This window comes from Enterococcus sp. DIV0774, assembly GCF_050539095.1.
GTDB classification, from domain to species: domain Bacteria; phylum Bacillota; class Bacilli; order Lactobacillales; family Enterococcaceae; genus Enterococcus; species Enterococcus faecalis.
The window spans coordinates 150,195-172,805 of the sequence record NZ_CP172923.1 but is presented as its reverse complement, the minus strand read 5'-3'; the positions used below and the strand labels follow the sequence as shown (position 1 = coordinate 172,805).

Sequence of the window (22,611 nt, the reverse complement as noted above, 5' to 3'; positions counted from 1 at the left end):
TTATTTTTTCTTGCCTGCTACTGTTTTAGTAGGGCCTTTACGAGTACGTGCATTATTTTTCGTGTTTTGTCCACGAGTTGGTAATCCACGACGGTGACGGATTCCACGGTATGAACCGATTTCCATCAAGCGTTTGATGTTTAAGTTCACTTCACGACGAAGATCCCCTTCAACTTTTAACTTATCAATTTCCGCACGAATCGCATCTGTTTGTTCGTTTGTTAAATCACGTACACGAACATCTTCAGATACGCCAACGTTTGCTAAAACTTTTTTAGCTGTAGTGTTACCAATACCATAAATGTAAGTAAGAGAAACTACTACACGTTTGTCACGAGGGATGTCTACTCCTGCAATACGAGCCATTATTCGTTACACCTCCTAATTATCCTTGACGTTGTTTATGTTTTGGATTTGCTGGGCAAATAACCATAACACGTCCTTTACGGCGAATTACTTTACAATGTTCACACATTGGTTTTACTGATGGTCTTACTTTCATGATAATACCTCCTGTGGTTTTACGGAGTACAATTATTTAAAGCGATAAGTAATACGGCCACGCGTTAAATCATACGGTGATAATTCAACTGTTACTTTGTCACCAGGTAAGATACGGATGTAGTGCATACGGATTTTACCTGAAACAGTAGCAAGAACTTGGTGTCCATTTTCTAGTTCGACTTTAAACATTGCATTCGGCAAAGTTTCGACGACTGTACCTTCGACTTCAATCATATCTTCTTTTGCCACGCACAGTACCTCCTTGTACTTGTTTCGCGTTTTCACACGATAAAACGGCGGAAACTCCAGCTCCCACCTAGAAATTCTCAACTAACTTCGTTATTCATTTTGATGTCACAAAACTGTAGAAGTCGGACTGATATATTCTACCATATTTAGTTATGTTTTGGCAAGAGAAACTGAATACAACAACAGGGTTAAACTGCGGGCAATTGGAAATTAGTTTTCGTCAATGATTTTTTTCACATCAGAAAAAACAGTATCGATTTCGCGATTGCCATCGATTGTATGCATCAAGCCTTGTTCTTTATAGAAAGCCAAGATTGGTGCGCTACTTTCAATGTTGACTGCCAAACGATTTTTAACCGTTTCGGGCTTATCATCTTCTCTTTGGTAGAATTCATGTCCGCCACAGCGATCACAAGTGCCTTCAACTTTTGGCGGGTTGAATAATTTATGATACGTTGCGCCACATGTGCGACAGATGAATCGTCCAGCTAAACGCTCGATTAATACATCTTCTTCTACATGGATGTCAATGACAGCATCAATTTTTTTGTTTAATTCTTTAAGCATTGTATCTAATGCTTTTGCTTGATCCAGTGTACGTGGGAAACCATCTAATAGGAATCCTTTGTCTGTATCTGGTTCAGCAAGGCGTTCTTTAACAATTCCGTTTGTTACTTCGTCAGGAACCAGTTCACCTTTATCGATATAAGATTTCGCTTCTAGGCCCAAGGCAGTTTCATTTTTCATTGCTGCACGGAACATATCTCCAGTAGAAATATGTGGAATGCCATACGTATCAATGATTTTTTCTGCTTGGGTGCCTTTACCTGCTCCAGGTAATCCCATTAAAATGAGGTTCATATATTCTCCTCCTAATTTTAAAGACCGGCTTATGAAGCTAGCCATATGTGAGAATGGTGCTGAGGTAAAACCTCAACACTCGATTCTTACTTATTGATAAAGCCGACATATTGACGTTTCATCATTAATCCTTCTAATTGTTTCGTTGTTTCTAATGCAACCCCGATAACGATTAGTAAACTTGTTCCACCTAAACCGATTGATTGAGGTAAGTTCCAAACCATTTGCGCAATGATTGGAAGTAAAGCAACAAGTCCTAGGAAAATTGAGCCGACAACACTTAATCTCATTAACACGCCAGATACATATTCTTCTGTACCTTTACCTGGTCGCACGCTTGGAATGTAGCTTCCTTGTTTTTGTAAGTTTTCCGCTAATTTCTCAGGGTTTACTTGAACAAATGCATAGAAGAACGTAAACGCAACGATTAGGACAGTATAGATGATTGCCCCTGGAACTGTGTTATAACTGAAGATTTTTGTCATAATGTCATACCAATTTTCACCAGCGAATTTTGATGAGAAAGCTTGTAAAATGGCATTTGGTGTTGCAATTAACGAGCTGGCAAAGATAACTGGAATAACCCCAGCAGCATTTACTTTTAACGGTAAATAACTACTTGTTGGTGCACCAGAAACACGTTTTGTATATTGGATTGGAATCTTACGTTCTGCTTGTTGGAAGAACGTTACGACTGTAACAATCACCAAAATAGCAATAACTAAGATTGCAATGAAAATAACAGATTGCCAAATGCGAGAAGACTCGATATTGACGAAGTAATCTTCATAGATTTCTTTGACTGCTCCTGGCAAACGAGAAATAATCCCGGCAAAGATAATCATTGAAACACCATTTCCGATTCCTTTTTCTGTAATTTGTTCACCCATCCAAGTCACAAACATCGTCCCAGCAGTTAAAATAACTGCAATCATCACAAAGGTACCTAAGGTTGGATTGTTGACAATCCCAGTTTGACTTAAGCTATTAAAACCAGCAGTGATCCCCATCGACTGAGCCACACCCAAGACAATCGTTAGATATCTTGTAGCTTGATTTAATTTCTTACGCCCAACTTCCCCTTGTTTTGACCATTCTACAAATCTAGGTACAATATCCATTTGCAATAGTTGAATAATAATAGAGGCTGTAATGTATGGCGAAACCCCCATCGAGAAGATAGAGAAGTTTTGCATGGCACTACCACTCACCATATTCAACATATTCAAAAAGGGTAAGCTACTTAAATCAGACAATCCCTTTGCATTCACCCCGGGCACAGTAATGTGCGCACCTAGGCGAAATACAAACAAGATTAAAACTGTAAATAAGATTTTTGATCTAATGTCTTTGACTTTAAAGGCGTTCTTTAATAGCTTGAACAATTAGATCACCTCGATTGAACCACCAGCAGCTTCGATAGCTTCTTGTGCTGATTTCGAGAATTTAGCTGCTTTCACAGTTAATTTTTTCGTTAACTCACCATCTGCAAGAACTTTGATTCCCGCTTTTTCGTTTTTAACGATTCCTGCTTCTTTTAGGACAACAGGAGTTACTTCTGTTCCATCTTCAAAACGGTTTAAAGTATCTAAGTTCACAACAGCGTAATCTTTACGATTAATGTTTGTAAACCCACGTTTTGGTAAACGACGGAATAATGGAGTTTGACCCCCTTCAAATCCTAAACGAACACCACCGCCTGAACGGGCTTTTTGCCCTTTTTGTCCACGGCCAGCTGTTTTACCATTACCAGATGAAGTACCACGTCCAACACGGTTACGTACTTGGCGTGAGCCCTCAGCAGGTTTTAATTCATGAAGTTTCATAGGTTTGGCACCTCCTTAAGCAATCTTCTATTACAAATCTATAAATCTTAAACTTCTTCTACGTCCACTAAATGTGAAATAGTGTTAACCATACCTTTGATTGCTTCATTGGCAGGTTTTGTAACAGTACTATTCACTTTACCTAAACCTAACGCTTTAACTGTAGCACGTTGGTTTTGAGGACGTCCGATAACACTGCGTTTTAAAGTAATTTTTAATTCAGCCATTATTTTTGTCCTCCTTAACCGATAATTTCTTCTACAGATTTACCGCGAAGTGCTGCCACTTCTTCGGCACGTTTTAATTGTTTTAGACCTTCAACAGTTGCGCGAACAACGTTAATAGGTGTGTTTGAACCTAGTGATTTAGATGTAATATCTGCTACACCAGCTAATTCCAATACGGCACGAACTGGTCCACCAGCAGCTACCCCAGAACCTTCTACTGCAGGTTTCATAAGGATACGGCCGCCACCGAATACGCCAATTACTTCGTGCGGGATAGTAGAACCAACCATAGGCACTTCAACTAAGTTTTTCTTCGCGTCTTCGATTGCTTTACGGATAGCTTCAGGTACTTCTTGTGCTTTACCAGTACCGAAACCAACGTGTCCGTTTTTGTCACCGACAACAACTAAAGCTGCGAAACGTAAACGACGTCCACCTTTAACAACTTTTGTTACACGGTTGATCGCTACAACGCGGTCTTCTAATTCCAAATGTTTTGGATCAATATAAACCATGAATGGTGTTCCTCCTTCTCCTAAAATTCTAGTCCATTTTCACGAGCAGCTTCAGCTAAAGCTTGCACGCGGCCATGGTAAAGGTATCCACCACGGTCGAAGACTACTTTTTTGATGCCTTTTTCAGCGGCACGTTCAGCAACTAGTTTACCAACAGCTGCAGCTGTTTCTGTTTTTGTTCCACCTGAAATTTCTTTATCCAAGGCAGAGGCACTTGCTAGCGTCACACCCGCTACGTCATCAATGACTTGCGCGTAGATGTTTTTGTTAGAACGGAAAATGTTCAAGCGTGGGCACTCAGCAGTACCAGAGATTTTGTTACGTACACGACGATGTCTCTTTTGACGTGTTTTGTTTTTATCTGGTTTTGTAATCACAATTTTCACCTCTTTGATTTAATGTTTACTACTAATATTTCAAGCAGTCAGCAGATTACGGAAAAGAGAAGCTGGCAGACAAGACAAAAGCATTTTATTGGAAAAATCCCATAAAATGACAGTTGCTTGTTGTTGACTTCTGTTTTCTACACAGCTGTTATTATTTACCAGTTTTACCTTCTTTACGGCGTACAAATTCACCAACATAGCGAATCCCTTTGCCTTTATAAGGTTCTGGAGGACGAACGCCACGGATGTTAGCAGCTAATTCACCAACAACTTCTTTGTTGATGCCTTTAACGATAACTTGTGTGTTCGCAGGTACTTCAAATGTTACGCCTTCTGGTGCTGTCATTTCGACAGGATGAGAATAACCAACGTTTAAAGTTAATTTGTTGCCTTGTACTTGGGCACGGTATCCGACCCCGATAAGTTCAAGTGCTTTTTGGAAACCTTCAGAAACACCAACAACCATGTTGTTGAAGTTTGCACGAGTTGTTCCGTGGATTGTTTTCATTTCTTTTGAATCGTTTGGACGAGTGAATGTCACTTCGTTTCCTTCGATGTTCATTTTGATATCAGAAGAAAATTCGCGTGTTAATTCACCTTTAGGTCCTTTAACTGTAATGTTGTTTCCGTCTTGCTTGATTTCAACACCAGCAGGAAGAACAACAACTTTATTACCAATACGGCTCACTTAGAGACACCTCCTTGTGTATTTTTTAGAATTACCATACGTAGGCGATTACTTCGCCGCCGATATTTTTCGCTCTAGCTTCTTTGTCAGTAATTACACCCTCTGATGTAGAGATGATTGCAATTCCTAGACCGTTTAATACTTTTGGTACTTCGTCAGCTTTTACGTATGCACGTAAACCTGGTTTAGAAATACGTTTTAAGTTTGTGATAACACGTTCTTCGTTTTTACCATATTTTAGGAAAACACGGATTACGCCTTGTTTGTCATCTTCGATGTATTCTACGTCGCGGATAAATCCTTCACGTTTCAGGATTTCTGCGATATCACGTTTGATTTTTGAAGCAGGTACTTCTAAAGTTTCATGTTTAACCATGTTCGCATTACGAATGCGAGTTAGAAAATCTGCAATTGGATCTGTCATGACCATTGAACTATTTACCTCCTTTATGCGAGTTTACTTGTTTACCAGCTAGCTTTCTTCACGCCGGGAATTTGACCTTTATAGGCAAGTTCGCGGAAGCAAATACGGCAAAGATGAAATTTACGATAAACTGAATGTGGACGTCCACAACGTTCACAACGAGTATAAGCTTGTGTTGAATGTTTAGCAGGACGTTTGTTTTTAGCAATCATTGATTTTTTAGCCACGTAGTTCGCCTCCTTATATTATTTTTGGAATGGCATACCTAATTGTGCCAACAATTCGCGAGACTCTTCGTCAGTGTTCGCTGTTGTAACAATTACGATGTCCATACCGCGTACTTTATCTACTAAATCATAATCAACTTCTGGGAAGATTAATTGTTCTTTAATACCTAAAGTATAGTTACCACGACCATCGAAAGCTTTTTTGCTGACACCGTGGAAGTCACGTACACGAGGTAAAGAAACTGTTACTAATTTATCTAAAAATTCGTACATTCTTTCGCCGCGTAGCGTTACTTTCGCACCGATTGGCATTCCTTCACGTAAACGGAATCCAGCGATAGATTTTTTAGCTTTTGTGATAAGTGGTTTTTGACCAGTGATTAATGCTAATTCTTCAACAGCTTTGTCTAAGTTTTTAGCATTTGATACTGCATCACCCACACCCATGTTGATAACGATTTTATCAACTTTAGGTGTTTGCATAACTGAGCTGTAATTAAATTTTTCCACCAATGATGGTGTTACTTCTTTAATATATTTTTCTTTCAGGCGGTTCATTCAGTAAGCCCTCCTTCCGCAATTTTTATTTATCTAAAACTTCACCTGTTTTTTTAGAAACGCGGACTTTTTTGCCGTCGACTTCTTTAAACGCAACTTTAGTAGCTTCTCCGTTTGAAGGATCAATCACCATTACATTAGAAACATGAATTGGCGCTTCCACTTCAAGGATTCCACCTTGTGGGGCTGCTTGGTTTGGTTTTTGGTGTTTTTTAACGACGTTGACACCTTCAACGATAACTTTATCTTGTTTAGGAAACGCTGCTAAGACAACGCCTTCTTTGTTTTTATCTTTACCAGTGATAACTTTTACTTTATCGCCTTTTTTAACAAACATTACTGTTTCGCACCTCCTTTAACGTGGGCTCGAGATTATAATACTTCTGGTGCTAGAGAAACGATCTTCATGAAGTTGTTTTCACGTAATTCACGTGCAACTGGTCCGAAGATACGTGTTCCGCGTGGGCTTTTATCGTCACGGATAATTACCGCAGCATTTTCATCAAATTTGATGTAAGAACCGTCAGCACGACGAGCGCCAGATTTTGTACGAACGATAACGGCTTTAACTACTTCACCTTTTTTAACAACCCCACCTGGCGTTGCTTGTTTGACAGTAGCAACAATAACGTCACCGATGTTAGCAGTTTTACGACCAGATCCGCCTAGGACTTTGATCGTTAAAATTTCACGTGCGCCAGAATTGTCAGCGACTCTTAAACGACTTTCTTGTTGGATCACGATGTGTATCCCCCTTTCAGATTTTGTGCTTCAATCTATTAGGAAATTCTCGTTTTATTAGATAATAACTGCTTCTTCGACTACCTCTAGTAAACGGAAACGTTTTGTAGCTGATAATGGACGAGTTTCCATGATTTTTACGATGTCTCCAACTTTCGCTGTGTTGTTTTCATCATGCGCTTTATATTTTTTAGAATATTTCATACGTTTGCCATAGATAGGGTGGTTTTTCTTTGTTTCAACGACAACTGTGATTGTTTTATCCATTTTGTCTGATACCACGCGACCTTGGTAAACTTTACGTTGATTTCTTTCTTCAGTCATACGCGTTTGGCCTCCTTCCACTATTAGTTAGCTTGTTCACGCAATACTGTTTTGATGCGTGCAATCGATTGACGTACTTCTTTAATACGTGCAGTGTTTTCTAATTGACCTGTTGCTAATTGGAATCTTAAGTTGAACAATTCTTCTTTTAATTGTTTTTCTTTATCTAGCATTTCGGCAGTGGTTAATTCTCTGATTTCTTTAACCTTCATTCGATTCACCACCCATTTCCTCACGTTTTACGATCTTAGTTTTTACCGGCAATTTGTGAGATGCAAGACGAAGAGCTTCACGAGCTACTTCTTCAGGAACGCCTGCGATTTCAAACATGATTTTACCACGTTTAACTGGTGATACCCAGCCTTCTGGTGCCCCTTTACCTTTACCCATACGTACGCCGATAGCTTTACTTGTGTAAGACTTGTGAGGGAAAATTTTAATCCATACTTTCCCGCCACGTTTCATGTAACGAGTCATTGCAATACGGGCTGCTTCGATTTGACGGTTAGTAATCCAGTGAGATTCAGTTGCTTGTAAACCCCATTCACCAAATGCTACTTCTTTTCCGCCTTTAGCTTCACCGCGCATTTTTCCGCGGAATTCACGACGGTGTTTTACACGTTTAGGTACTAACATGATTATTTCCCTCCTTTCTCAGTGTTTTTTTTCGTTGGAAGAATTTCTCCACGATAGATCCACACTTTAACTCCTAGTTTTCCGTAAGTAGTGTCCGCTTCTTCCCATGCGTAATCAATGTCCGCACGTAATGTGTGAAGTGGTACAGTTCCTTCAGAGTATCCTTCTGAACGAGCGATATCCGCACCGTTTAGACGACCTGATACTTGAGTTTTGATTCCTTTAGCGCCAGCACGCATTGCGCGTTGGATAGCTTGTTTTTGAGCACGACGGAAAGCAACACGGTTTTCTAATTGACGTGCAATTCCTTCGCCTACTAATTTTGCATCTAAATCTGGTTTTTTGATTTCAACGATGTTGATGTGAACTCGTTTGCCAGTTAATTTGTTTAATTCTTTTCTTAGGTTTTCGACTTCAGATCCGCCTTTACCGATAACCATACCTGGTTTAGCTGTGTGAATTGAAATGTTAACACGGTTTGCAGCGCGTTCGATTTCAATTGTAGATACAGCAGCATCAGCAAGTTTTGTTGCGATAAATTTACGGATTCTTAAATCTTCGTGTAAGAATTCAGCATACTCTTTTTCAGCATACCATTTCGCATCCCAGTCGCGGATGATGCCTACACGCATTCCAATTGGATGTACTTTTTGACCCACTGATTGTCCCTCCTCTTAAATGTTTAAGCTCTGTTTTCATAAAGAAAACAGCCTATTTCATGAGACTTATTTCTCTGTTACAACTACTGTGATGTGACTAGTACGTTTGTTGATTGGTGAAGCTGAACCTTTTGCACGAGGACGGAAACGTTTCATTGTTGGTCCTTCGTTAACAAATGCTTCAGATACGACTAAGCTTTCAACGTCTAAGTCAAAGTTGTTTTCTGCGTTAGCAACTGCTGACATTAAAACTTTTTCAATGATTCCAGCAGACTTGTTCGGTGTGAATTTCAAGATTGAAATTGCATCCGCAACGCTTTTCCCTCTGATAAGATCGATTACTAAACGTGCTTTACGAGGTGAAGTGCGAACTGTTTTTGCAGTTGCTTTAGCTGATGTAATTTGTTCTGACATTTGCATATCCTCCCCTCAAAATTAGCGTTTAGTTTTTTTATCGTCAGCAACGTGGCCACGATAAGTTCTAGTTGGTGCAAATTCACCTAATTTATGTCCTACCATGTCTTCTTGAATGTAAACAGGGACATGTTTCCGTCCATCATATACAGCGATTGTGAAACCTACGAATGATGGAAAAATTGTAGAGCGGCGAGACCAAGTTTTAATTACTTTTTTCTTTTCGGCACCTTGTTGTGCTTCGACCTTTTTCATCAAATGATCATCGACGAAAGGTCCTTTTTTTAAACTACGACCCATGGTGAACCTCCTCTCAAAATGTACGACACATGGTCAAAAAAATTATTTAGTACGACGACGAACGATAAGTTTGTCTGATTTAGCTTTTTTATTACGTGTTTTGTATCCAATTGCTGGTTGACCCCATGGAGATACTGGCGCTTTACGTCCAATTGGTGTTTTACCTTCACCACCACCGTGTGGGTGATCGTTAGGGTTCATTACGCTACCACGAACAGTTGGGCGTTTACGCATCCAACGAGAGCGGCCAGCTTTACCAATGTTGATTAATTCGTGTTGTTCGTTACCAACTGAACCGATTGTTGCACGGCAAGTTGCTAAGATCATACGAACTTCGCCAGAGTTTAAGCGGATTAATACGTATTTGCCTTCTTTACCAAGTACTTGCGCGCTTGTTCCAGCTGAACGAATTAATTGTCCACCTTTACCAGGTTTCATTTCAATGTTGTGGATAACTGTACCAACTGGAATGTTTTCCAATGGTAATGCGTTACCTACTTTAATATCTGCTTCTGGACCAGATACTAGGCGCATGCCTACTTCTAATCCTTTTGGTGCTAAGATGTATGCCTTAACCCCGTCTTCGTAATGAACTAACGCGATGTTAGCAGAACGGTTTGGATCGTACTCGATCGTTTTAACAACCGCTGCGACGTTATCTTTATTACGTTTGAAGTCAATCACACGGTATTGACGTTTGTGACCGCCACCTTGGTGACGAACCGTAATGCGACCGTTGTTGTTACGACCGGCATTGTTTTTTAATGGCTGTAACAATGATTTTTCTGGTGTTGAAGTTGTGATTTCAGCGAAATCAGAACTTGTCATGTTACGACGGCCATTTGTGGTAGGTTTGTACTTTTTAATCGCCACGTCTTATTTCCCTCCTACGTTGATATTGTTCAGGACTGCTTATTCAGCAGCTTCGAATAATTGAATTTCTTTTGAATCTTCAGTTAATGTAACGATCGCTTTGCGACGTTTTTTTGTATAACCTGCATATTTACCCATGCGTTTGAATTTTGGACGCACGTTTAAGATGTTTACGTTTGCTACTTTAACATCGAATGCTGATTCAACAGCTTGTTTTACTAAAGTTTTGTTTGCGCGAGTGTCCACTTCGAAAGTATATTTCTTTTCGTCCATAGCTAACATGGATTTTTCAGTGATCACTGGGCGTTTGATTACGTCTAGTAATTCCATTATGCAAGCACCTCCTCAATTTGAGTAAGAGCTGTTTGTGTTGCCAAGACTTTGTTAGCTGACACAACATCTAACACACTAACGTTATCAGAAGTTACTACAGAAACGTTTGGTAAGTTACGAGCTGATAAAGCTGCAAAGTCGTTACCATTTTCTAAAACAACTAATACTTTAGTATCGATAGACAAGTTAGCAAGAACTTGTTTGAATTCTTTTGTTTTTGGTGCATCGAAGCTTAAACCTTCTACTGCTACCAAGTTATTTTCAGCAACTTTGTCTGATAATACAGATTTCATTGCTAAGCGACGAACTTTTTTAGGAAGTTTGTAGCTGTATGAACGCGGTGTTGGTCCAAAGACTACGCCACCTCCACGCCATTGTGGTGAACGGATTGAACCTTGACGAGCACGACCAGTTCCTTTTTGACGCCATGGTTTGCGGCCACCGCCACGAACAGCGCTACGGTTTTTAACTGCGTGTGTTCCTTGTCTTAATGAAGCACGTTGCATGATGATTGCATCATAGACAACACTTTCATTAGGTTCGATTCCGAAGATTTCTTCATTTAAAGTGATTTCACCGTTTTGAGTTCCATCTTGTTTGAATAATGCTACATTCGGCATTCCTTAGTTCCTCCTTTCCCTACACTTATTTAGCTTTCACAGCTGATTTGATTGTGATTAAAGATTTTTTCGCTCCAGGAATGTTTCCTTTGATTAAGATAACATTTCTTTCTACGTCCACTTTAACAACTTCAAGGTTTTGAATTGTTACGCGGTCGCCACCCATACGGCCGGCTAGTCGTTTATTTTTAAATACACGGTTAGGCGCTACTGGACCCATTGACCCAGGACGACGGTGATAACGAGAACCATGAGACATAGGTCCGCGGCTTTGGCCGTGACGTTTGATTGCCCCTTGGAATCCTTTACCTTTCGTAGTACCTGTAACATCAACAACGTCTCCTGCTTGGAAAACATCTACTTTGATTTCTTTACCTACTTCATATTCTCCTAGCTCAACATTCTTGAATTCTTTAATGAAGCGCTTAGGAGCCGTGTTTGCTTTTGCAACATGACCTTTCGCAGGTTTGTTTGATAAAACTTCACGTTTGTCTTGGTAACCAACTTGGATAGCTTCGTATCCGTCAGTTTCAACAGTTTTTACTTGTAAAACTACGTTTGGCGTAGCTTCAACTACTGTTACTGGAATTAATTCACCAGACTCAGTAAAGATTTGTGTCATTCCCACTTTTTTCCCTAAGATTCCTTTGGTCATGAGTACACCTCCATCTTAATTTTATAGTTTGATTTCAATATTAACACCAGACGGTAAGTCAAGCTTCATTAGAGCGTCAACTGTTTTTGGTGTTGGGTTCACAATGTCAATTAGACGTTTGTGAGTACGCATTTCGAATTGTTCGCGAGAATCTTTGTATTTATGAGTCGCACGAATAACTGTGTAAAGTGAGCGTTCTGTTGGTAATGGAATCGGACCTGATACGTCAGCTCCAGTTCTTTTTGCTGTTTCCACAATTTTATCCGCTGATTGATCTAAAATACGGTGTTCATACGCTTTTAAACGGATACGAATTTTTTGTTTTGCCATCTTGTTCCCTCCTTCGCCTATTTTAAAAGTAGACATAGCTCCACGAAAATTTATCCGGCATGCTCGTTCATGGCAAAGCGTCCGAGCGTGTCGCAACCTCTCGCTTCACAGCCGGCAAATCAAATCGTTGATCTACCAATGCTTTTTACACTCCTGTAAACAGCACCTTTTTGATTATACTATGAAAGGATAGTGTTAGCAAGGATTTTCTGCGTTTTTTTGAAAGAATTTTTTCTTGTTTTGAAAAGCATTTGTTTTGTTTTTCAATTCTTTTCATTCTATTTTTATAAAAAAAGAATTTGAGATTCCTTTTTTACCAGAATCTCAAATTCTTTCTTTTTTATTCTATTAACCAATCCGGCGCATTGGAATATCATTGTTATCTGGATGAACCAATAAATATTGAATAACATCAATATTGCTTGCTTGGAATGAGGCTGCACATGCTTGCAAATATAAGTCCCACATTCGATAGAAGCGCTCGCCTTTTTCGTCAACAATTTCTGCTTCTATATTATGGAAGTTTTTTGTCCAATGTTCCAACGTCAATTGATAATCTCTGCGCAAACTTTCCAAGTCAATCACTTGCAAGTCGTTTTCTGTCATATGGCCGACTAGCTCAGTGACACCAGGAATATAGCCACCTGGGAAAATATAACGATTAATCCAAGCATTTTTAGCCCCACCTTGTTGGCGACTGATCCCATGAATCAACGCCGTACCTTTAGGCGCTAAATTTCGTTGAACGACGTCAAAATATTCATGTAGATTTTCTGCACCGACATGTTCAAACATCCCAACACTCGTAATATGGTCAAAAGACTCTCCTTTTAAATCACGATAATCCATCAATTTGACAGTCATTCGATCTTGCAGGCCTTCTTTTTCTATAATATGGCGAATATGATGAAATTGCTCTTCACTTAATGTAATCCCAGTTGCTTTGGCTCCATATTCTTTCACCGCAGTTAAAATTAACGTGCCCCAGCCGCAGCCAATATCCAGTAAAGTGTCGCCCTCTTTGATAAACAATTTATCTAAAATATGATGCACTTTATTCACTTGCGCTTGTTCTAATGTATCTTCAGGCGTTTTAAAATAAGCACATGAATACGTCATTGTTTGGTCAAGCCATTTTTTGTAAAAATCATTTCCTAGATCGTAATGGCTGTGAATATCCTCTTGCGAACGTTTTTTTGAATGACTTTCTTTAGGAAGCCATTTAATAAATTTAGCATTGTGTAAAAAGCTATCCTTTTGGTTATACACATCATAAATCAGCGCTTGGATATCGCCTTCGATTTCAATTTTGCGATCCATGTAGGCTTCCCCTAAAGTTAACGAAGCGTTATTCAGTAAATCCTTCACAGGAATTTTTTCATTGAATACAATTTTAAAAACCGGATCCCCCGACCCTTGCCCATACTCTTTGACAGTACCATCCCAGTATGTGACTTGTGTCTTTTTTGAAAAAGACCATTTAAACAGTTGACTGTACGTTTCTTTTTCTAACATTGCATTCCCTCCATTAAATACCATTTGAAGCCAAAACAAAAAGGAGTAGCTTTCGGTAGTTCGTCAAAACAAACACCACAGTCCGTTCTAAACTGAAGCACAGAAAAGTTAACACCCCTTCTATGTTCCGCTTCTTTTTTTGCAATTACAGTTCTATTCTACTCCTCTTTTAAAAATTTGAACATTCTTTTAACGTAATACCTACTATTGTTATTCTTTATCACAAAAAAACTAGAGCCAGTCCTTGACAGACTCCTCTAGTTCTAAACATTATGCTTTCTTACGCATCCGTTGTTCCGCATGGGTGTATGCACCATGCCACACGTGCCCCACATAAGGATTAACTTGAATACCGTGTTTAATCGCCGCTGCTACAAATTTTTTTGCTAAAGTTACTGCTTCTAACACCGAATAACCTTTCGCCAAGCCAGCTGTGATTGCCGCTGAAAAAGTACAACCTGCACCATGATTATAATCAGTAGGATATAATTCATTTTCCAAAAGATGCGCGGTGTGACCATCGTAAAACAAGTCCAGTGCTTTTTCACCAGCTAAGCGATGTCCCCCTTTAACCACGACATGTTTGGCTCCCATTTGTACAATTCGTTTTGCCGCTTCTTCCATCTCCGCCACGGAAGAAATTTCGCCTAAACCAGATAAGATGCCCGCTTCAATTAAATTAGGCGTAGCAACTAATGCTAATGGCAGTAAATCGTTTTTTAGGCCTTCCACTGTTATTCTTTATCACAAAAAAACTAGAGCCAGTCCTTGACAGACTCCTCTAGTTCTAAACATTATGCTTTCTTACGCATCCGTTGTTCCGCATGGGTGTATGCACCATGCCACACGTGCCCCACATAAGGATTAACTTGAATACCGTGTTTAATCGCCGCTGCTACAAATTTTTTTGCTAAAGTTACTGCTTCTAACACCGAATAACCTTTCGCCAAGCCAGCTGTGATTGCCGCTGAAAAAGTACAACCTGCACCATGATTATAATCAGTAGGATATAATTCATTTTCCAAAAGATGCGCGGTGTGACCATCGTAAAACAAGTCCAGTGCTTTTTCACCAGCTAAGCGATGTCCCCCTTTAACCACGACATGTTTGGCTCCCATTTGTACAATTCGTTTTGCCGCTTCTTCCATCTCCGCCACGGAAGAAATTTCGCCTAAACCAGATAAGATGCCCGCTTCAATTAAATTAGGCGTAGCAACTAATGCTAATGGCAGTAAATCGTTTTTTAGGCCTTCCACACTTTTGGGTTGCAGAATTTGTGCCGTTCCCTTACAAGCAATGACTGGGTCAATCACGACTTTTTGAATTTTTTCTTGTTTAATGTATTTGCTAGCCATTTTAATATTTTGTTCATTGCCCATCATCCCTGTTTTCAAGGCCGCTACTGGACCGCCTGCAAAAACCGAAATCAATTGTTTTTCTAAGAGCGTTTCTGGCAATTCAGTTACTTCATGTGACCAGCCTGTCGTAGGATCCATCGTCACAATCGAGGTTAAACTTGAAAATCCAAAAACTCCATACTCTTCAAATGTTTTTAAATCTGCTTGAATCCCTGCCCCTCCAGTTGAATCGGAGCCTGCAATCGTCAATACTTTTTCCATTAAATCACCTAACCTTTTTCTCCAAGTATACGGAAGAAACAAGTCTGCTAAAACAGCCAATTGGCTTATTTTTTAGCCAGCCAATTCCTAAACAAAAAAAAGACCAGAGAATAAATTCTCTGGTCTTACGTCCGAATACCCCAGTTTTTCACGCTGGTTAAAACTATAGTTAAAAAGTTAATTATTTAACGATTTCAGTAACAACGCCTGAACCTACAGTACGTCCGCCTTCACGAATAGAGAAACGAGTTCCGTCTTCGATAGCGATTGGGTGAATTAATTCAACGTCCATAGCAACGTTATCACCAGGCATTACCATTTCAGTACCTTCTGGCAATTCTACAACACCAGTAACGTCTGTTGTACGGAAGTAGAATTGAGGACGGTAGTTAGTGAAGAATGGAGTGTGACGTCCGCCTTCTTCTTTTGATAATACGTATACTTCAGCTTTGAATTTTGTGTGTGGAGTGATTGTAGCTGGTTTAGCTAATACTTGTCCACGTTCGATATCTTCACGTGCTACACCACGTAATAAAGCACCGATGTTGTCGCCTGCTTCAGCGTAGTCTAATAATTTACGGAACATTTCAACACCTGTAACAGTTGTTTTAGATGTTTCGTCTTTAATACCAACGATTTCAACTTCGTCACCAACGCGAACTTCACCACGTTCAACACGGCCTGTAGCAACAGTACCACGTCCAGTGATTGAGAATACGTCTTCGACTGGCATCATGAATGGTTTGTCAGTATCACGTTCTGGAGTTGGGATATATTCGTCAACTGCAGCCATTAATTCTAAGATTTTTTCTTCATAAGACTCGTCGCCTTCTAAAGCTTTCAAAGCAGAACCTGCGATAACTGGAACATCATCGCCTGGGAAATCGTATTCTGATAATAAGTCACGAACTTCCATTTCTACTAATTCTAATAATTCTTCGTCATCAACCATATCCATTTTGTTTAAGAATACAACGATGTATGGTACACCAACGTTACGTGATAATAAGATATGTTCACGTGTTTGAGGCATAGGACCATCAGCAGCAGAAACTACTAAGATAGCTCCGTCCATTTGAGCAGCACCAGTGATCATGTTTTTAACGTAGTCCGCGTGTCCTGGGCAGTCAACGTGTGCATAGTGACGAGTTTCAGTTTCATATTCGATATGAGAAGTGTTGATTGTGATTCCACGTTCTTTTTCTTCTGGAGCGTTATCGATAGAATCGTAGCTTTGTGCTTCCCCGCCACCGTGTTTTGATAATACAGTAGCAATTGCAGCTGTTAATGTAGTTTTACCATGGTCAACGTGTCCGATAGTACCAATGTTAACATGGGATTTAGAACGGTCAAATTTTTCTTTTGCCATTTTGAATGTTCCTCCTAAAAATATAAATTTTATTGTTTGTTTTATATGTGATAGACGTTACTAAAAATCGTCTGATCATCATAAGCTATTTTACACGAAATCTTGAAAAAAGGATAGTTCTAAAAACAAACCTTTTATTCTCAAGGAAAATTATGCGTTGCCGCCGTTTTTCTTGATGATTTCTTCTTGAACAGACTTAGGTACGTCTTCATAGTGGTCAAATACCATCATAAATGTACCGCGTCCTTGTGTTGCTGAACGTAATGTTGTAGCATAACCAAACATTTCAGCTAAAGGTACCATCGCATTAACGATTTGAGAGTTACCGTGTGCTTCCATACCTTCAACACGTCCACGACGACTTGTTACGTGTCCCATGATATCACCTAAGTAATCTTCAGGAACAGTAATTGTAACTTTCATCATTGGTTCTAAAATAACTGGGTTTGCATTTTTAGCCGCAGCTTTCAATGCCATAGAAGCAGCTACACGGAAGGCCGTTTCATTTGAATCGACATCGTGGTATGAACCATCGTAAAGTTTTGCTTTGATATCAACTAATGGATAACCAGCAAGAACACCGTTGTTCATAGAGTCTTCTAACCCTTTTTCAACTGCTGGGATGTATTCACGAGGAACCACACCACCGACAATTGCGTTTTCAAACTCGAAGCCTTTACCTTCTTCATTTGGTGTAAATTCAACCCATACGTGACCGTATTGTCCTTTACCACCAGACTGACGAACGAATTTACCTTCTGCTTTAGTCGCAGCACGGAATGTTTCGCGGTAAGATACTTGAGGAGCACCTACGTTAGCTTCAACTTTGAATTCACGTTTCATACGGTCTACTAAAACGTCTAAGTGCAATTCACCCATACCAGAGATAACTGTTTCACCAGTTTCAACGTTTGTTTCAACGCGGAATGATGGATCTTCTTCAGCAAGTTTTTGTAGAGCCACGCCCATTTTATCTTGGTCAGCTTTTGATTTAGGTTCAACAGCGACTTGGATAACTGGATCAGGGAATTCAATAGATTCAAGAATAACTGGTGCATCTAATGCACATAATGTATCACCAGTTGTTGTGTCTTTTAGACCAACAGCAGCAGCGATATCACCAGAGTACACTTTGTCAATTTCTTGACGAGTGTTGGCGTGCATTTGTAGGATACGACCGATACGTTCTTTTTTGCCTTTTGAAGCGTTCAATACGTATGAACCACTTTCAAGGACACCAGAATAAACACGGAAGAAAGTTAAACGACCTACGAATGGGTCAGTCATAACTTTAAATGCTAATGAAGCGAAAGGTGCTTCGTCATCAGCTGGACGAGTTGTTTCTTCGTCTGTTTTAGTATCGATCCCTTTGATAGCATCGATATCTAATGGAGATGGTAAGTAATCAAGAACAGCGTCCAACATTAATTGAACCCCTTTATTCTTGAATGCTGAACCAGCTAATACAGGGAAGAACTCAACGTTGATTGTTGCTTGACGGATACCAGCGACTAATTCTTCTTCAGTGATTTCTTCACCTTCAAGATATTTCATCATTAAGTCTTCGTCAGTTTCAGCAACAGCTTCAACTAATTTTTCGCGCCATTCTTGCGCTTTTTCTAAATAATCTTCAGGAATATCAGTTTCTTGAATATCTGTTCCCAAATCATTTGTGTAGATTTCAGCTTTCATTTTAATCAAGTCAATGATTCCAGTGAAGTCTTCTTCAGCTCCGATTGGAATTTGAATTGGATGAGCGTTTGCTTGTAAACGATCATGTAATGATTCTACTGAATAGAAGAAGTCCGCACCGATTTTATCCATTTTGTTACAGAATACAATACGAGGAACTTTATATTCAGTCGCTTGACGCCAAACAGTTTCTGTTTGAGGTTCTACACCTGATTGAGAGTCAAGAACTGTTACCGCACCATCTAATACGCGTAGAGAACGTTGTACTTCAATTGTGAAGTCCACGTGTCCTGGAGTATCGATGATATTTACACGGTAGCCTTTCCACTGTGCAGTTGTCGCAGCGGATGTAATCGTGATACCACGTTCTTGTTCTTGTTCCATCCAGTCCATTTGTGAAGCACCTTCATGGGTTTCACCGATTTTATGGATTTTACCAGTGTAGTACAAGATACGCTCAGTTGTTGTTGTTTTACCAGCATCAACGTGGGCCATGATACCAATGTTACGAGTTTTTTCAAGTGAAAATTCTCTTGCCATTTTGTATGTTTACTCCTCTCTTTATTTAAATCGATTGTAAATTGACTTTCTGCTGCCACTTTACGCGACAGACAGAGAGGATCTTACCAACGATAATGAGCAAATGCGCGGTTTGCGTCTGCCATTTTGTGTGTGTCTTCGCGTTTTTTAACAGAAGCGCCAGTGTTGTTAGCAGCATCCATGATTTCTTTCGCTAGACGTTCTTCCATTGTGTGTTCACCACGTAGACGTGCGTAGTTAACTACCCAACGTAAACCTAAAGTTGTACGACGTTCTGGACGAACTTCAACTGGTACTTGGTAGTTAGAACCCCCAACACGACGTGCTTTAACTTCAAGAACAGGCATAACGTTTTTCATTGCTTGTTCAAAAACTTCCAATGGATCGTTACCTGTAGATTCTTTGATGATATCAAATGAATTATAGATAATGTTAGCAGCAATCCCGCGTTTACCGTCAACCATTACACGGTTGATTAAGCGAGTTACTAATTTTGAGTTATAAATTGGATCTGGTAAAACATCACGTTTTGCAACAGGACCTTTACGAGGCATCCGTAACTCCTCCTTCCGAAATATGATTTTTCAAGTTGTTATTGTCTTATTATAATTAAGCTTTAGGACGTTTTGTACCGTATTTAGAGCGGCTTTGTTTACGGTCGTTAACACCGGCAGTATCAAGCGCACCACGAACGATATGGTAACGTACCCCTGGTAAGTCTTTTACACGTCCACCACGTAATAATACCACGCTGTGTTCTTGTAAGTTGTGACCGATACCTGGGATATAAGCTGTAACTTCGATTAAGTTTGACAAACGAACACGGGCATATTTACGTAAAGCTGAGTTCGGTTTTTTAGGTGTCATCGTACCCACACGTGTACAAACTCCACGTTTTTGCGGAGAGTTAACGTTTGTTTGAGTTTTCTTAAAACTGTTATATCCTTTGTTTAAGGCTGGTGAATCAGATTTTTCTACTTTAGATTTACGAGGTTTACGTACTAATTGGTTAATTGTAGGCATTCCTTGTTCTCCTCCTTCCTTACTTCGCTTCTAGTTCCACACATCCAGGTGGTTCTTTTTTCGCGATAAAAAATAATGCAATCTCTGCACTCTTTATCAAATATGCTTTGATAGACAGTCAGCACGTCCCTATAAGGAACCTGTAGATAAAGCACCTTTGTTAGGATACCACGATAAGTATCAGCTGTCAACCCTCTTCTTTCGCCTTTCGAAAAAAAGCTTTTCCTTCTATTTAAACGCACTTTTCCTTTAAAAATTTTTATGACTTTTTCAAAAACTTTCTATCTTTTTTAGTTAATTAACGGTACAATATCTTTGACTATTGAAGGGGGCGGAAAACAGCGATGAATCTGAAACAAATGGTAGGAATCGAAGCTGCAAAATATGTAGAAGACGGCATGATTGTCGGTTTGGGTACTGGCTCAACAGCAAAATTTATGGTAGACGAAATTGGTCGTCGCGTAAAAGAAGAAGGATTGTCAATCGTAGGGGTTACTACTTCAAAAGAAACAGAGAAACAAGCCTTGGCCTTGGGCATTCCTTTAAAAAGTATTGATGAGGTTCCGTATGTGGATCTTACGATTGATGGCGCCGATGAAATCAGCGCTGATTTTCAAGGAATCAAAGGCGGTGGCGCTGCCTTACTTTTTGAAAAAATTGTGGCCACTTATTCAAAGAAATGTATTTGGATTGTGGATAAATCAAAAATGGTGGACGATTTAGGAGCTTTCCCACTTCCAGTTGAGGTTGTTCCTTATGGCAGCCGCCAACTAGTGCATTTATTTGAAGAAAAAGGCTATCACCCAACACTTCGTTTAAACGCTGCTGGCGAAACATTAATAACAGATGGAGGCCACCATATCATCGATTTGCATTTAGAAAAAATTACAGATCCAGAAGCTTTAGGTTCTTATTTAGACAACTTGGTTGGCGTCGTTGAACACGGCTTATTTTTAAATATGGTTTCTATGGTAATCGTCGGTTATGAAGCTGGACCGAAAACCTTACATGTTCCCGCACGTTAAGAATGTGTGAAAAAAGATTATTTATATAGGAAGGATAATATATGAAACGAATTGGTTATGCACGCACAACTATTATTGAAGAAGATTTAAAAAATCAACTAACCACTCTCCAATCGTTTGGTTGTGATGATATTTTCCAAGAGACATTTGATCCTCAAGCGGAGATCAGTGTCTTAGACGAAGTCGAAAAACTTCTTTCTGCTGGGGATACACTTATTGTTTGTAAATTGCACCATTTAGGTAAAACAACCCGCCAATTAACAGACTTTATGAAAATGTTAAAGGAAAAACAAGTTGATTTTGTCAGCATTTCAGAAGGAATTGATACTCACCTTCCAACAGGTGAAGCCTATTTCCAATTAATGGAGAGCTTATCTGCGATGGAATGTGCACTAATTAAAGAACGAACACTCGTCGGGCTCCACAAAGCTCGTGAAAACGGAAAAGTAGGTGGACGTCCAAAAATTGATGGACGCACCGTCCGCAAAATCCGTGCATTATATTATGAAAACAAAGAAACAATCCAATTTATTTCTAATAAGTGCGGCGTTTCGGTGGGCACTTGTTATAAGTACATCAATTTACCTGAGACAGATGTCGAGCGGCTGTATTCCTAAGAATAAAAAAGAAGTCCTTCAGATGGGGCTTCTTTTTTGATTCGATTTCACTCTAATTTTTCAGCAACTTTCACGTTTTTTTACTATTTTCCATTGGAAATCTTGCGCAAAACGGTGTACAATAAACGTGGAAATCTTATTTTCAGAAAACTAAACTCAAAGGAGAGCTTATACATGCCAAAATTAGTTTTTTCTCGTCATGGACTTAGCGAATGGAATGCCTTAAACCAATTTACTGGATGGGCTGACGTAGATTTAGCACCTGAAGGTGTTGAAGAAGCAAAAGAAGGCGGCCGTAAAATTAAAGAAGCAGGCATCGAATTCGACGTTGCTTATACTTCTGTTTTAACTCGTGCCATCAAAACTTGTAACTATTTACTAGAATACTCAGATCAATTATGGGTACCTCAAATCAAATCTTGGCGCTTAAACGAACGTCACTATGGTAAATTACAAGGACTAAACAAAAAAGAAACTGCTGAAAAATACGGAGACGAACAAGTCCACATCTGGCGTCGTTCTTACGATACTCTTCCTCCATTAATGGAAGCAACAGATGAAGGTTCTGCAGCAAACGACCGTCGTTATGCAATGTTAGACCAACGCGATATTCCTGGTGGCGAAAACTTGAAAGTTACTTTGGAACGTGCATTACCATTCTGGCAAGATGAAATTGCGCCAGCTTTAAAAGACAACAAAACTGTCTTAGTAGCGGCTCATGGTAATTCATTACGTGCTTTAGCTAAACACATCGAAGGCATTTCTGATGAAGATATTATGGATCTTGAAATCCCAACAGGTAAACCATTAGTTTATGAATTAAACGATGATTTAACTGTGAAAGAAAAATACTACTTATAA

At 39.5% G+C, this 22,611-nt stretch carries 35 protein-coding genes and 1 pseudogene; 3 read left to right on the top strand and 33 right to left on the bottom strand.

Translation table 11 applies throughout. From position 1 onward, the window contains the following. The 33 genes and pseudogenes from rpsM to rpsL all read right to left on the bottom strand — a co-directional run bounded on the left by rpsM (position 1) and on the right by rpsL (position 20,108). On the bottom strand, positions 1–366 hold the full coding sequence (gene rpsM / locus IGL86_RS00855; protein ID WP_002356225.1) for a 30S ribosomal protein S13: 366 nt from the start codon (positions 364–366) through the stop codon (positions 1–3). A gap of 19 nt (positions 367–385) precedes the next feature. Next, on the bottom strand, positions 386–502 hold the full coding sequence (gene rpmJ, locus IGL86_RS00850; RefSeq protein ID WP_002288710.1) for a 50S ribosomal protein L36: 117 nt from the start codon (positions 500–502) through the stop codon (positions 386–388). A gap of 32 nt (positions 503–534) precedes the next feature. Next, positions 535–753, bottom strand: a complete 219-nt coding sequence (gene infA / locus IGL86_RS00845; protein ID WP_002356224.1) for a translation initiation factor IF-1 — start codon at positions 751–753, stop codon at positions 535–537. A gap of 210 nt (positions 754–963) precedes the next feature. Further along, positions 964–1,614 carry an adenylate kinase gene (locus IGL86_RS00840; protein WP_002356223.1) on the bottom strand — a complete coding sequence of 217 codons (651 nt, stop codon included), beginning with the start codon at positions 1,612–1,614 and terminating at the stop codon, positions 964–966. Positions 1,615–1,700: 86 nt separating this feature from the next. Further along, positions 1,701–2,999 carry a preprotein translocase subunit SecY gene (gene secY, locus IGL86_RS00835; protein ID WP_002359350.1) on the bottom strand — a complete coding sequence of 433 codons (1,299 nt, stop codon included), beginning with the start codon at positions 2,997–2,999 and terminating at the stop codon, positions 1,701–1,703. After that, the gene (gene rplO / locus IGL86_RS00830) at positions 3,000–3,440 is read right to left on the bottom strand and encodes a 50S ribosomal protein L15 (RefSeq protein ID WP_002356221.1); all 441 of its coding nucleotides are present in this window, start codon (positions 3,438–3,440) and stop codon (positions 3,000–3,002) included. A gap of 47 nt (positions 3,441–3,487) precedes the next feature. Then, a complete protein-coding gene (gene rpmD / locus IGL86_RS00825) occupies positions 3,488–3,667 on the bottom strand; it encodes a 50S ribosomal protein L30 (RefSeq protein ID WP_002356220.1) in 180 nt (59 codons plus the stop codon). Positions 3,668–3,681: 14 nt separating this feature from the next. Further along, positions 3,682–4,182 (bottom strand): 30S ribosomal protein S5, encoded by a 501-nt coding sequence (rpsE, locus tag IGL86_RS00820; protein ID WP_002356219.1) that lies wholly within the window; start codon positions 4,180–4,182, stop codon positions 3,682–3,684. A gap of 20 nt (positions 4,183–4,202) precedes the next feature. Continuing rightward, positions 4,203–4,559 (bottom strand): 50S ribosomal protein L18, encoded by a 357-nt coding sequence (gene rplR, locus IGL86_RS00815; RefSeq protein WP_002356218.1) that lies wholly within the window; start codon positions 4,557–4,559, stop codon positions 4,203–4,205. 160 nt (positions 4,560–4,719) lie between these two features. Further along, entirely contained in the window at positions 4,720–5,256 is a 537-nt protein-coding gene (gene rplF / locus IGL86_RS00810; RefSeq protein WP_002356217.1) for a 50S ribosomal protein L6, read from the bottom strand. 31 nt (positions 5,257–5,287) lie between these two features. Next, the gene (rpsH, locus tag IGL86_RS00805; protein WP_002356215.1) at positions 5,288–5,686 is read right to left on the bottom strand and encodes a 30S ribosomal protein S8; all 399 of its coding nucleotides are present in this window, start codon (positions 5,684–5,686) and stop codon (positions 5,288–5,290) included. Between the two features lie 35 nt (positions 5,687–5,721). Next, positions 5,722–5,907 (bottom strand): type Z 30S ribosomal protein S14, encoded by a 186-nt coding sequence (locus IGL86_RS00800; protein WP_002356214.1) that lies wholly within the window; start codon positions 5,905–5,907, stop codon positions 5,722–5,724. A gap of 18 nt (positions 5,908–5,925) precedes the next feature. Then, on the bottom strand, positions 5,926–6,465 hold the full coding sequence (rplE, locus tag IGL86_RS00795) for a 50S ribosomal protein L5 (RefSeq protein ID WP_002356213.1): 540 nt from the start codon (positions 6,463–6,465) through the stop codon (positions 5,926–5,928). Positions 6,466–6,490: 25 nt separating this feature from the next. Next, positions 6,491–6,802, bottom strand: a complete 312-nt coding sequence (gene rplX, locus IGL86_RS00790) for a 50S ribosomal protein L24 (RefSeq protein WP_002356212.1) — start codon at positions 6,800–6,802, stop codon at positions 6,491–6,493. Between the two features lie 35 nt (positions 6,803–6,837). Then, the gene (gene rplN / locus IGL86_RS00785) at positions 6,838–7,206 is read right to left on the bottom strand and encodes a 50S ribosomal protein L14 (protein ID WP_002356211.1); all 369 of its coding nucleotides are present in this window, start codon (positions 7,204–7,206) and stop codon (positions 6,838–6,840) included. A gap of 57 nt (positions 7,207–7,263) precedes the next feature. Beyond that, on the bottom strand, positions 7,264–7,530 hold the full coding sequence (rpsQ, locus tag IGL86_RS00780) for a 30S ribosomal protein S17 (RefSeq protein WP_002359348.1): 267 nt from the start codon (positions 7,528–7,530) through the stop codon (positions 7,264–7,266). Between the two features lie 23 nt (positions 7,531–7,553). Continuing rightward, positions 7,554–7,742, bottom strand: coding sequence for a 50S ribosomal protein L29 (gene rpmC / locus IGL86_RS00775; protein ID WP_002383858.1), 189 nt, complete (start codon positions 7,740–7,742; stop codon positions 7,554–7,556). After that, positions 7,732–8,166 (bottom strand): 50S ribosomal protein L16, encoded by a 435-nt coding sequence (gene rplP, locus IGL86_RS00770; RefSeq protein ID WP_002356208.1) that lies wholly within the window; start codon positions 8,164–8,166, stop codon positions 7,732–7,734. The genes rpmC and rplP overlap by 11 nt, the downstream gene beginning before the upstream one ends. A 2-nt stretch (positions 8,167–8,168) precedes the next feature. Continuing rightward, positions 8,169–8,825: a 30S ribosomal protein S3 gene (gene rpsC / locus IGL86_RS00765; RefSeq protein WP_002356207.1), complete on the bottom strand. Its 657-nt coding sequence runs from the start codon at positions 8,823–8,825 to the stop codon at positions 8,169–8,171. 66 nt (positions 8,826–8,891) lie between these two features. Next, entirely contained in the window at positions 8,892–9,239 is a 348-nt protein-coding gene (rplV, locus tag IGL86_RS00760; protein ID WP_002356206.1) for a 50S ribosomal protein L22, read from the bottom strand. A gap of 21 nt (positions 9,240–9,260) precedes the next feature. Continuing rightward, positions 9,261–9,539, bottom strand: a complete 279-nt coding sequence (gene rpsS, locus IGL86_RS00755) for a 30S ribosomal protein S19 (RefSeq protein WP_002356205.1) — start codon at positions 9,537–9,539, stop codon at positions 9,261–9,263. Positions 9,540–9,581: 42 nt separating this feature from the next. Continuing rightward, positions 9,582–10,412 (bottom strand): 50S ribosomal protein L2, encoded by an 831-nt coding sequence (rplB, locus tag IGL86_RS00750; protein ID WP_002356204.1) that lies wholly within the window; start codon positions 10,410–10,412, stop codon positions 9,582–9,584. Between the two features lie 39 nt (positions 10,413–10,451). Continuing rightward, entirely contained in the window at positions 10,452–10,742 is a 291-nt protein-coding gene (locus tag IGL86_RS00745; protein WP_002356203.1) for a 50S ribosomal protein L23, read from the bottom strand. Continuing rightward, positions 10,742–11,365 carry a 50S ribosomal protein L4 gene (rplD, locus tag IGL86_RS00740; protein WP_002356200.1) on the bottom strand — a complete coding sequence of 208 codons (624 nt, stop codon included), beginning with the start codon at positions 11,363–11,365 and terminating at the stop codon, positions 10,742–10,744. Before rplD ends, IGL86_RS00745 begins: the two co-directional genes overlap by 1 nt. A 25-nt stretch (positions 11,366–11,390) precedes the next feature. Beyond that, positions 11,391–12,020, bottom strand: coding sequence for a 50S ribosomal protein L3 (gene rplC, locus IGL86_RS00735; protein ID WP_002356199.1), 630 nt, complete (start codon positions 12,018–12,020; stop codon positions 11,391–11,393). A 21-nt stretch (positions 12,021–12,041) separates the two neighbouring features. Then, positions 12,042–12,350 (bottom strand): 30S ribosomal protein S10, encoded by a 309-nt coding sequence (gene rpsJ / locus IGL86_RS00730; RefSeq protein WP_002389727.1) that lies wholly within the window; start codon positions 12,348–12,350, stop codon positions 12,042–12,044. Between the two features lie 348 nt (positions 12,351–12,698). Beyond that, positions 12,699–13,865, bottom strand: coding sequence for an SAM-dependent methyltransferase (locus IGL86_RS00725; RefSeq protein ID WP_002391607.1), 1,167 nt, complete (start codon positions 13,863–13,865; stop codon positions 12,699–12,701). Between the two features lie 270 nt (positions 13,866–14,135). Further along, positions 14,136–14,600: pseudogene (gene thiD / locus IGL86_RS00720) on the bottom strand (bifunctional hydroxymethylpyrimidine kinase/phosphomethylpyrimidine kinase); the annotation flags it as partial. A 59-nt stretch (positions 14,601–14,659) separates the two neighbouring features. Further along, complete coding sequence (gene thiD, locus IGL86_RS00715; RefSeq protein ID WP_002364530.1) at positions 14,660–15,484, bottom strand: bifunctional hydroxymethylpyrimidine kinase/phosphomethylpyrimidine kinase; 825 nt, start codon at positions 15,482–15,484, stop codon at positions 14,660–14,662. A gap of 181 nt (positions 15,485–15,665) precedes the next feature. After that, complete coding sequence (tuf, locus tag IGL86_RS00710; protein WP_002356194.1) at positions 15,666–16,853, bottom strand: elongation factor Tu; 1,188 nt, start codon at positions 16,851–16,853, stop codon at positions 15,666–15,668. A 150-nt stretch (positions 16,854–17,003) separates the two neighbouring features. Further along, positions 17,004–19,085 (bottom strand): elongation factor G, encoded by a 2,082-nt coding sequence (gene fusA / locus IGL86_RS00705; RefSeq protein ID WP_002356192.1) that lies wholly within the window; start codon positions 19,083–19,085, stop codon positions 17,004–17,006. Positions 19,086–19,168: 83 nt separating this feature from the next. Next, positions 19,169–19,639: a 30S ribosomal protein S7 gene (gene rpsG / locus IGL86_RS00700; protein ID WP_002356191.1), complete on the bottom strand. Its 471-nt coding sequence runs from the start codon at positions 19,637–19,639 to the stop codon at positions 19,169–19,171. 55 nt (positions 19,640–19,694) lie between these two features. Then, positions 19,695–20,108, bottom strand: a complete 414-nt coding sequence (gene rpsL / locus IGL86_RS00695) for a 30S ribosomal protein S12 (RefSeq protein WP_002356190.1) — start codon at positions 20,106–20,108, stop codon at positions 19,695–19,697. A gap of 344 nt (positions 20,109–20,452) precedes the next feature. On the opposite strand from rpsL, the gene rpiA reads away from it, so the two are divergent. From rpiA to gpmA, 3 genes are all read left to right on the top strand, one after another. After that, positions 20,453–21,133 carry a ribose-5-phosphate isomerase RpiA gene (rpiA, locus tag IGL86_RS00690; RefSeq protein WP_010713620.1) on the top strand — a complete coding sequence of 227 codons (681 nt, stop codon included), beginning with the start codon at positions 20,453–20,455 and terminating at the stop codon, positions 21,131–21,133. Positions 21,134–21,174: 41 nt separating this feature from the next. Further along, complete coding sequence (locus tag IGL86_RS00685; protein WP_002419404.1) at positions 21,175–21,750, top strand: recombinase family protein; 576 nt, start codon at positions 21,175–21,177, stop codon at positions 21,748–21,750. Between the two features lie 174 nt (positions 21,751–21,924). Then, entirely contained in the window at positions 21,925–22,611 is a 687-nt protein-coding gene (gene gpmA / locus IGL86_RS00680; protein WP_002359343.1) for a 2,3-diphosphoglycerate-dependent phosphoglycerate mutase, read from the top strand.

What these genes read in the sequence shown, in the direction of transcription:
- rpsM (WP_002356225.1), bottom strand. Translation starts at nt 366, where the DNA reads ATGGCTCGTATTGCAGGAGTAGACATCCCTCGTGACAAACGTGTAGTA.
- rpmJ (WP_002288710.1), bottom strand. Translation starts at nt 502, where the DNA reads ATGAAAGTAAGACCATCAGTAAAACCAATGTGTGAACATTGTAAAGTA.
- IGL86_RS00840 (WP_002356223.1), bottom strand. Translation starts at nt 1,614, where the DNA reads ATGAACCTCATTTTAATGGGATTACCTGGAGCAGGTAAAGGCACCCAA.
- rplO (WP_002356221.1), bottom strand. Translation starts at nt 3,440, where the DNA reads ATGAAACTTCATGAATTAAAACCTGCTGAGGGCTCACGCCAAGTACGT.
- rpmD (WP_002356220.1), bottom strand. Translation starts at nt 3,667, where the DNA reads ATGGCTGAATTAAAAATTACTTTAAAACGCAGTGTTATCGGACGTCCT.
- rpsE (WP_002356219.1), bottom strand. Translation starts at nt 4,182, where the DNA reads ATGGTTTATATTGATCCAAAACATTTGGAATTAGAAGACCGCGTTGTA.
- rpsH (WP_002356215.1), bottom strand. Translation starts at nt 5,686, where the DNA reads ATGGTCATGACAGATCCAATTGCAGATTTTCTAACTCGCATTCGTAAT.
- rplE (WP_002356213.1), bottom strand. Translation starts at nt 6,465, where the DNA reads ATGAACCGCCTGAAAGAAAAATATATTAAAGAAGTAACACCATCATTG.
- rplX (WP_002356212.1), bottom strand. Translation starts at nt 6,802, where the DNA reads ATGTTTGTTAAAAAAGGCGATAAAGTAAAAGTTATCACTGGTAAAGAT.
- rpsQ (WP_002359348.1), bottom strand. Translation starts at nt 7,530, where the DNA reads ATGACTGAAGAAAGAAATCAACGTAAAGTTTACCAAGGTCGCGTGGTA.
- rpmC (WP_002383858.1), bottom strand. Translation starts at nt 7,742, where the DNA reads ATGAAGGTTAAAGAAATCAGAGAATTAACCACTGCCGAAATGCTAGAT.
- rplP (WP_002356208.1), bottom strand. Translation starts at nt 8,166, where the DNA reads ATGTTAGTACCTAAACGTGTAAAACACCGTCGTGAATTCCGCGGAAAA.
- rplV (WP_002356206.1), bottom strand. Translation starts at nt 9,239, where the DNA reads ATGTCAGAACAAATTACATCAGCTAAAGCAACTGCAAAAACAGTTCGC.
- rpsS (WP_002356205.1), bottom strand. Translation starts at nt 9,539, where the DNA reads ATGGGTCGTAGTTTAAAAAAAGGACCTTTCGTCGATGATCATTTGATG.
- IGL86_RS00745 (WP_002356203.1), bottom strand. Translation starts at nt 10,742, where the DNA reads ATGGAATTACTAGACGTAATCAAACGCCCAGTGATCACTGAAAAATCC.
- rplD (WP_002356200.1), bottom strand. Translation starts at nt 11,365, where the DNA reads ATGCCGAATGTAGCATTATTCAAACAAGATGGAACTCAAAACGGTGAA.
- rplC (WP_002356199.1), bottom strand. Translation starts at nt 12,020, where the DNA reads ATGACCAAAGGAATCTTAGGGAAAAAAGTGGGAATGACACAAATCTTT.
- rpsJ (WP_002389727.1), bottom strand. Translation starts at nt 12,350, where the DNA reads ATGGCAAAACAAAAAATTCGTATCCGTTTAAAAGCGTATGAACACCGT.
- IGL86_RS00725 (WP_002391607.1), bottom strand. Translation starts at nt 13,865, where the DNA reads ATGTTAGAAAAAGAAACGTACAGTCAACTGTTTAAATGGTCTTTTTCA.
- thiD (WP_002364530.1), bottom strand. Translation starts at nt 15,484, where the DNA reads ATGGAAAAAGTATTGACGATTGCAGGCTCCGATTCAACTGGAGGGGCA.
- tuf (WP_002356194.1), bottom strand. Translation starts at nt 16,853, where the DNA reads ATGGCAAAAGAAAAATTTGACCGTTCTAAATCCCATGTTAACATTGGT.
- fusA (WP_002356192.1), bottom strand. Translation starts at nt 19,085, where the DNA reads ATGGCAAGAGAATTTTCACTTGAAAAAACTCGTAACATTGGTATCATG.
- rpsG (WP_002356191.1), bottom strand. Translation starts at nt 19,639, where the DNA reads ATGCCTCGTAAAGGTCCTGTTGCAAAACGTGATGTTTTACCAGATCCA.
- rpsL (WP_002356190.1), bottom strand. Translation starts at nt 20,108, where the DNA reads ATGCCTACAATTAACCAATTAGTACGTAAACCTCGTAAATCTAAAGTA.
- rpiA (WP_010713620.1), top strand. Translation starts at nt 20,453, where the DNA reads ATGAATCTGAAACAAATGGTAGGAATCGAAGCTGCAAAATATGTAGAA.
- IGL86_RS00685 (WP_002419404.1), top strand. Translation starts at nt 21,175, where the DNA reads ATGAAACGAATTGGTTATGCACGCACAACTATTATTGAAGAAGATTTA.
- gpmA (WP_002359343.1), top strand. Translation starts at nt 21,925, where the DNA reads ATGCCAAAATTAGTTTTTTCTCGTCATGGACTTAGCGAATGGAATGCC.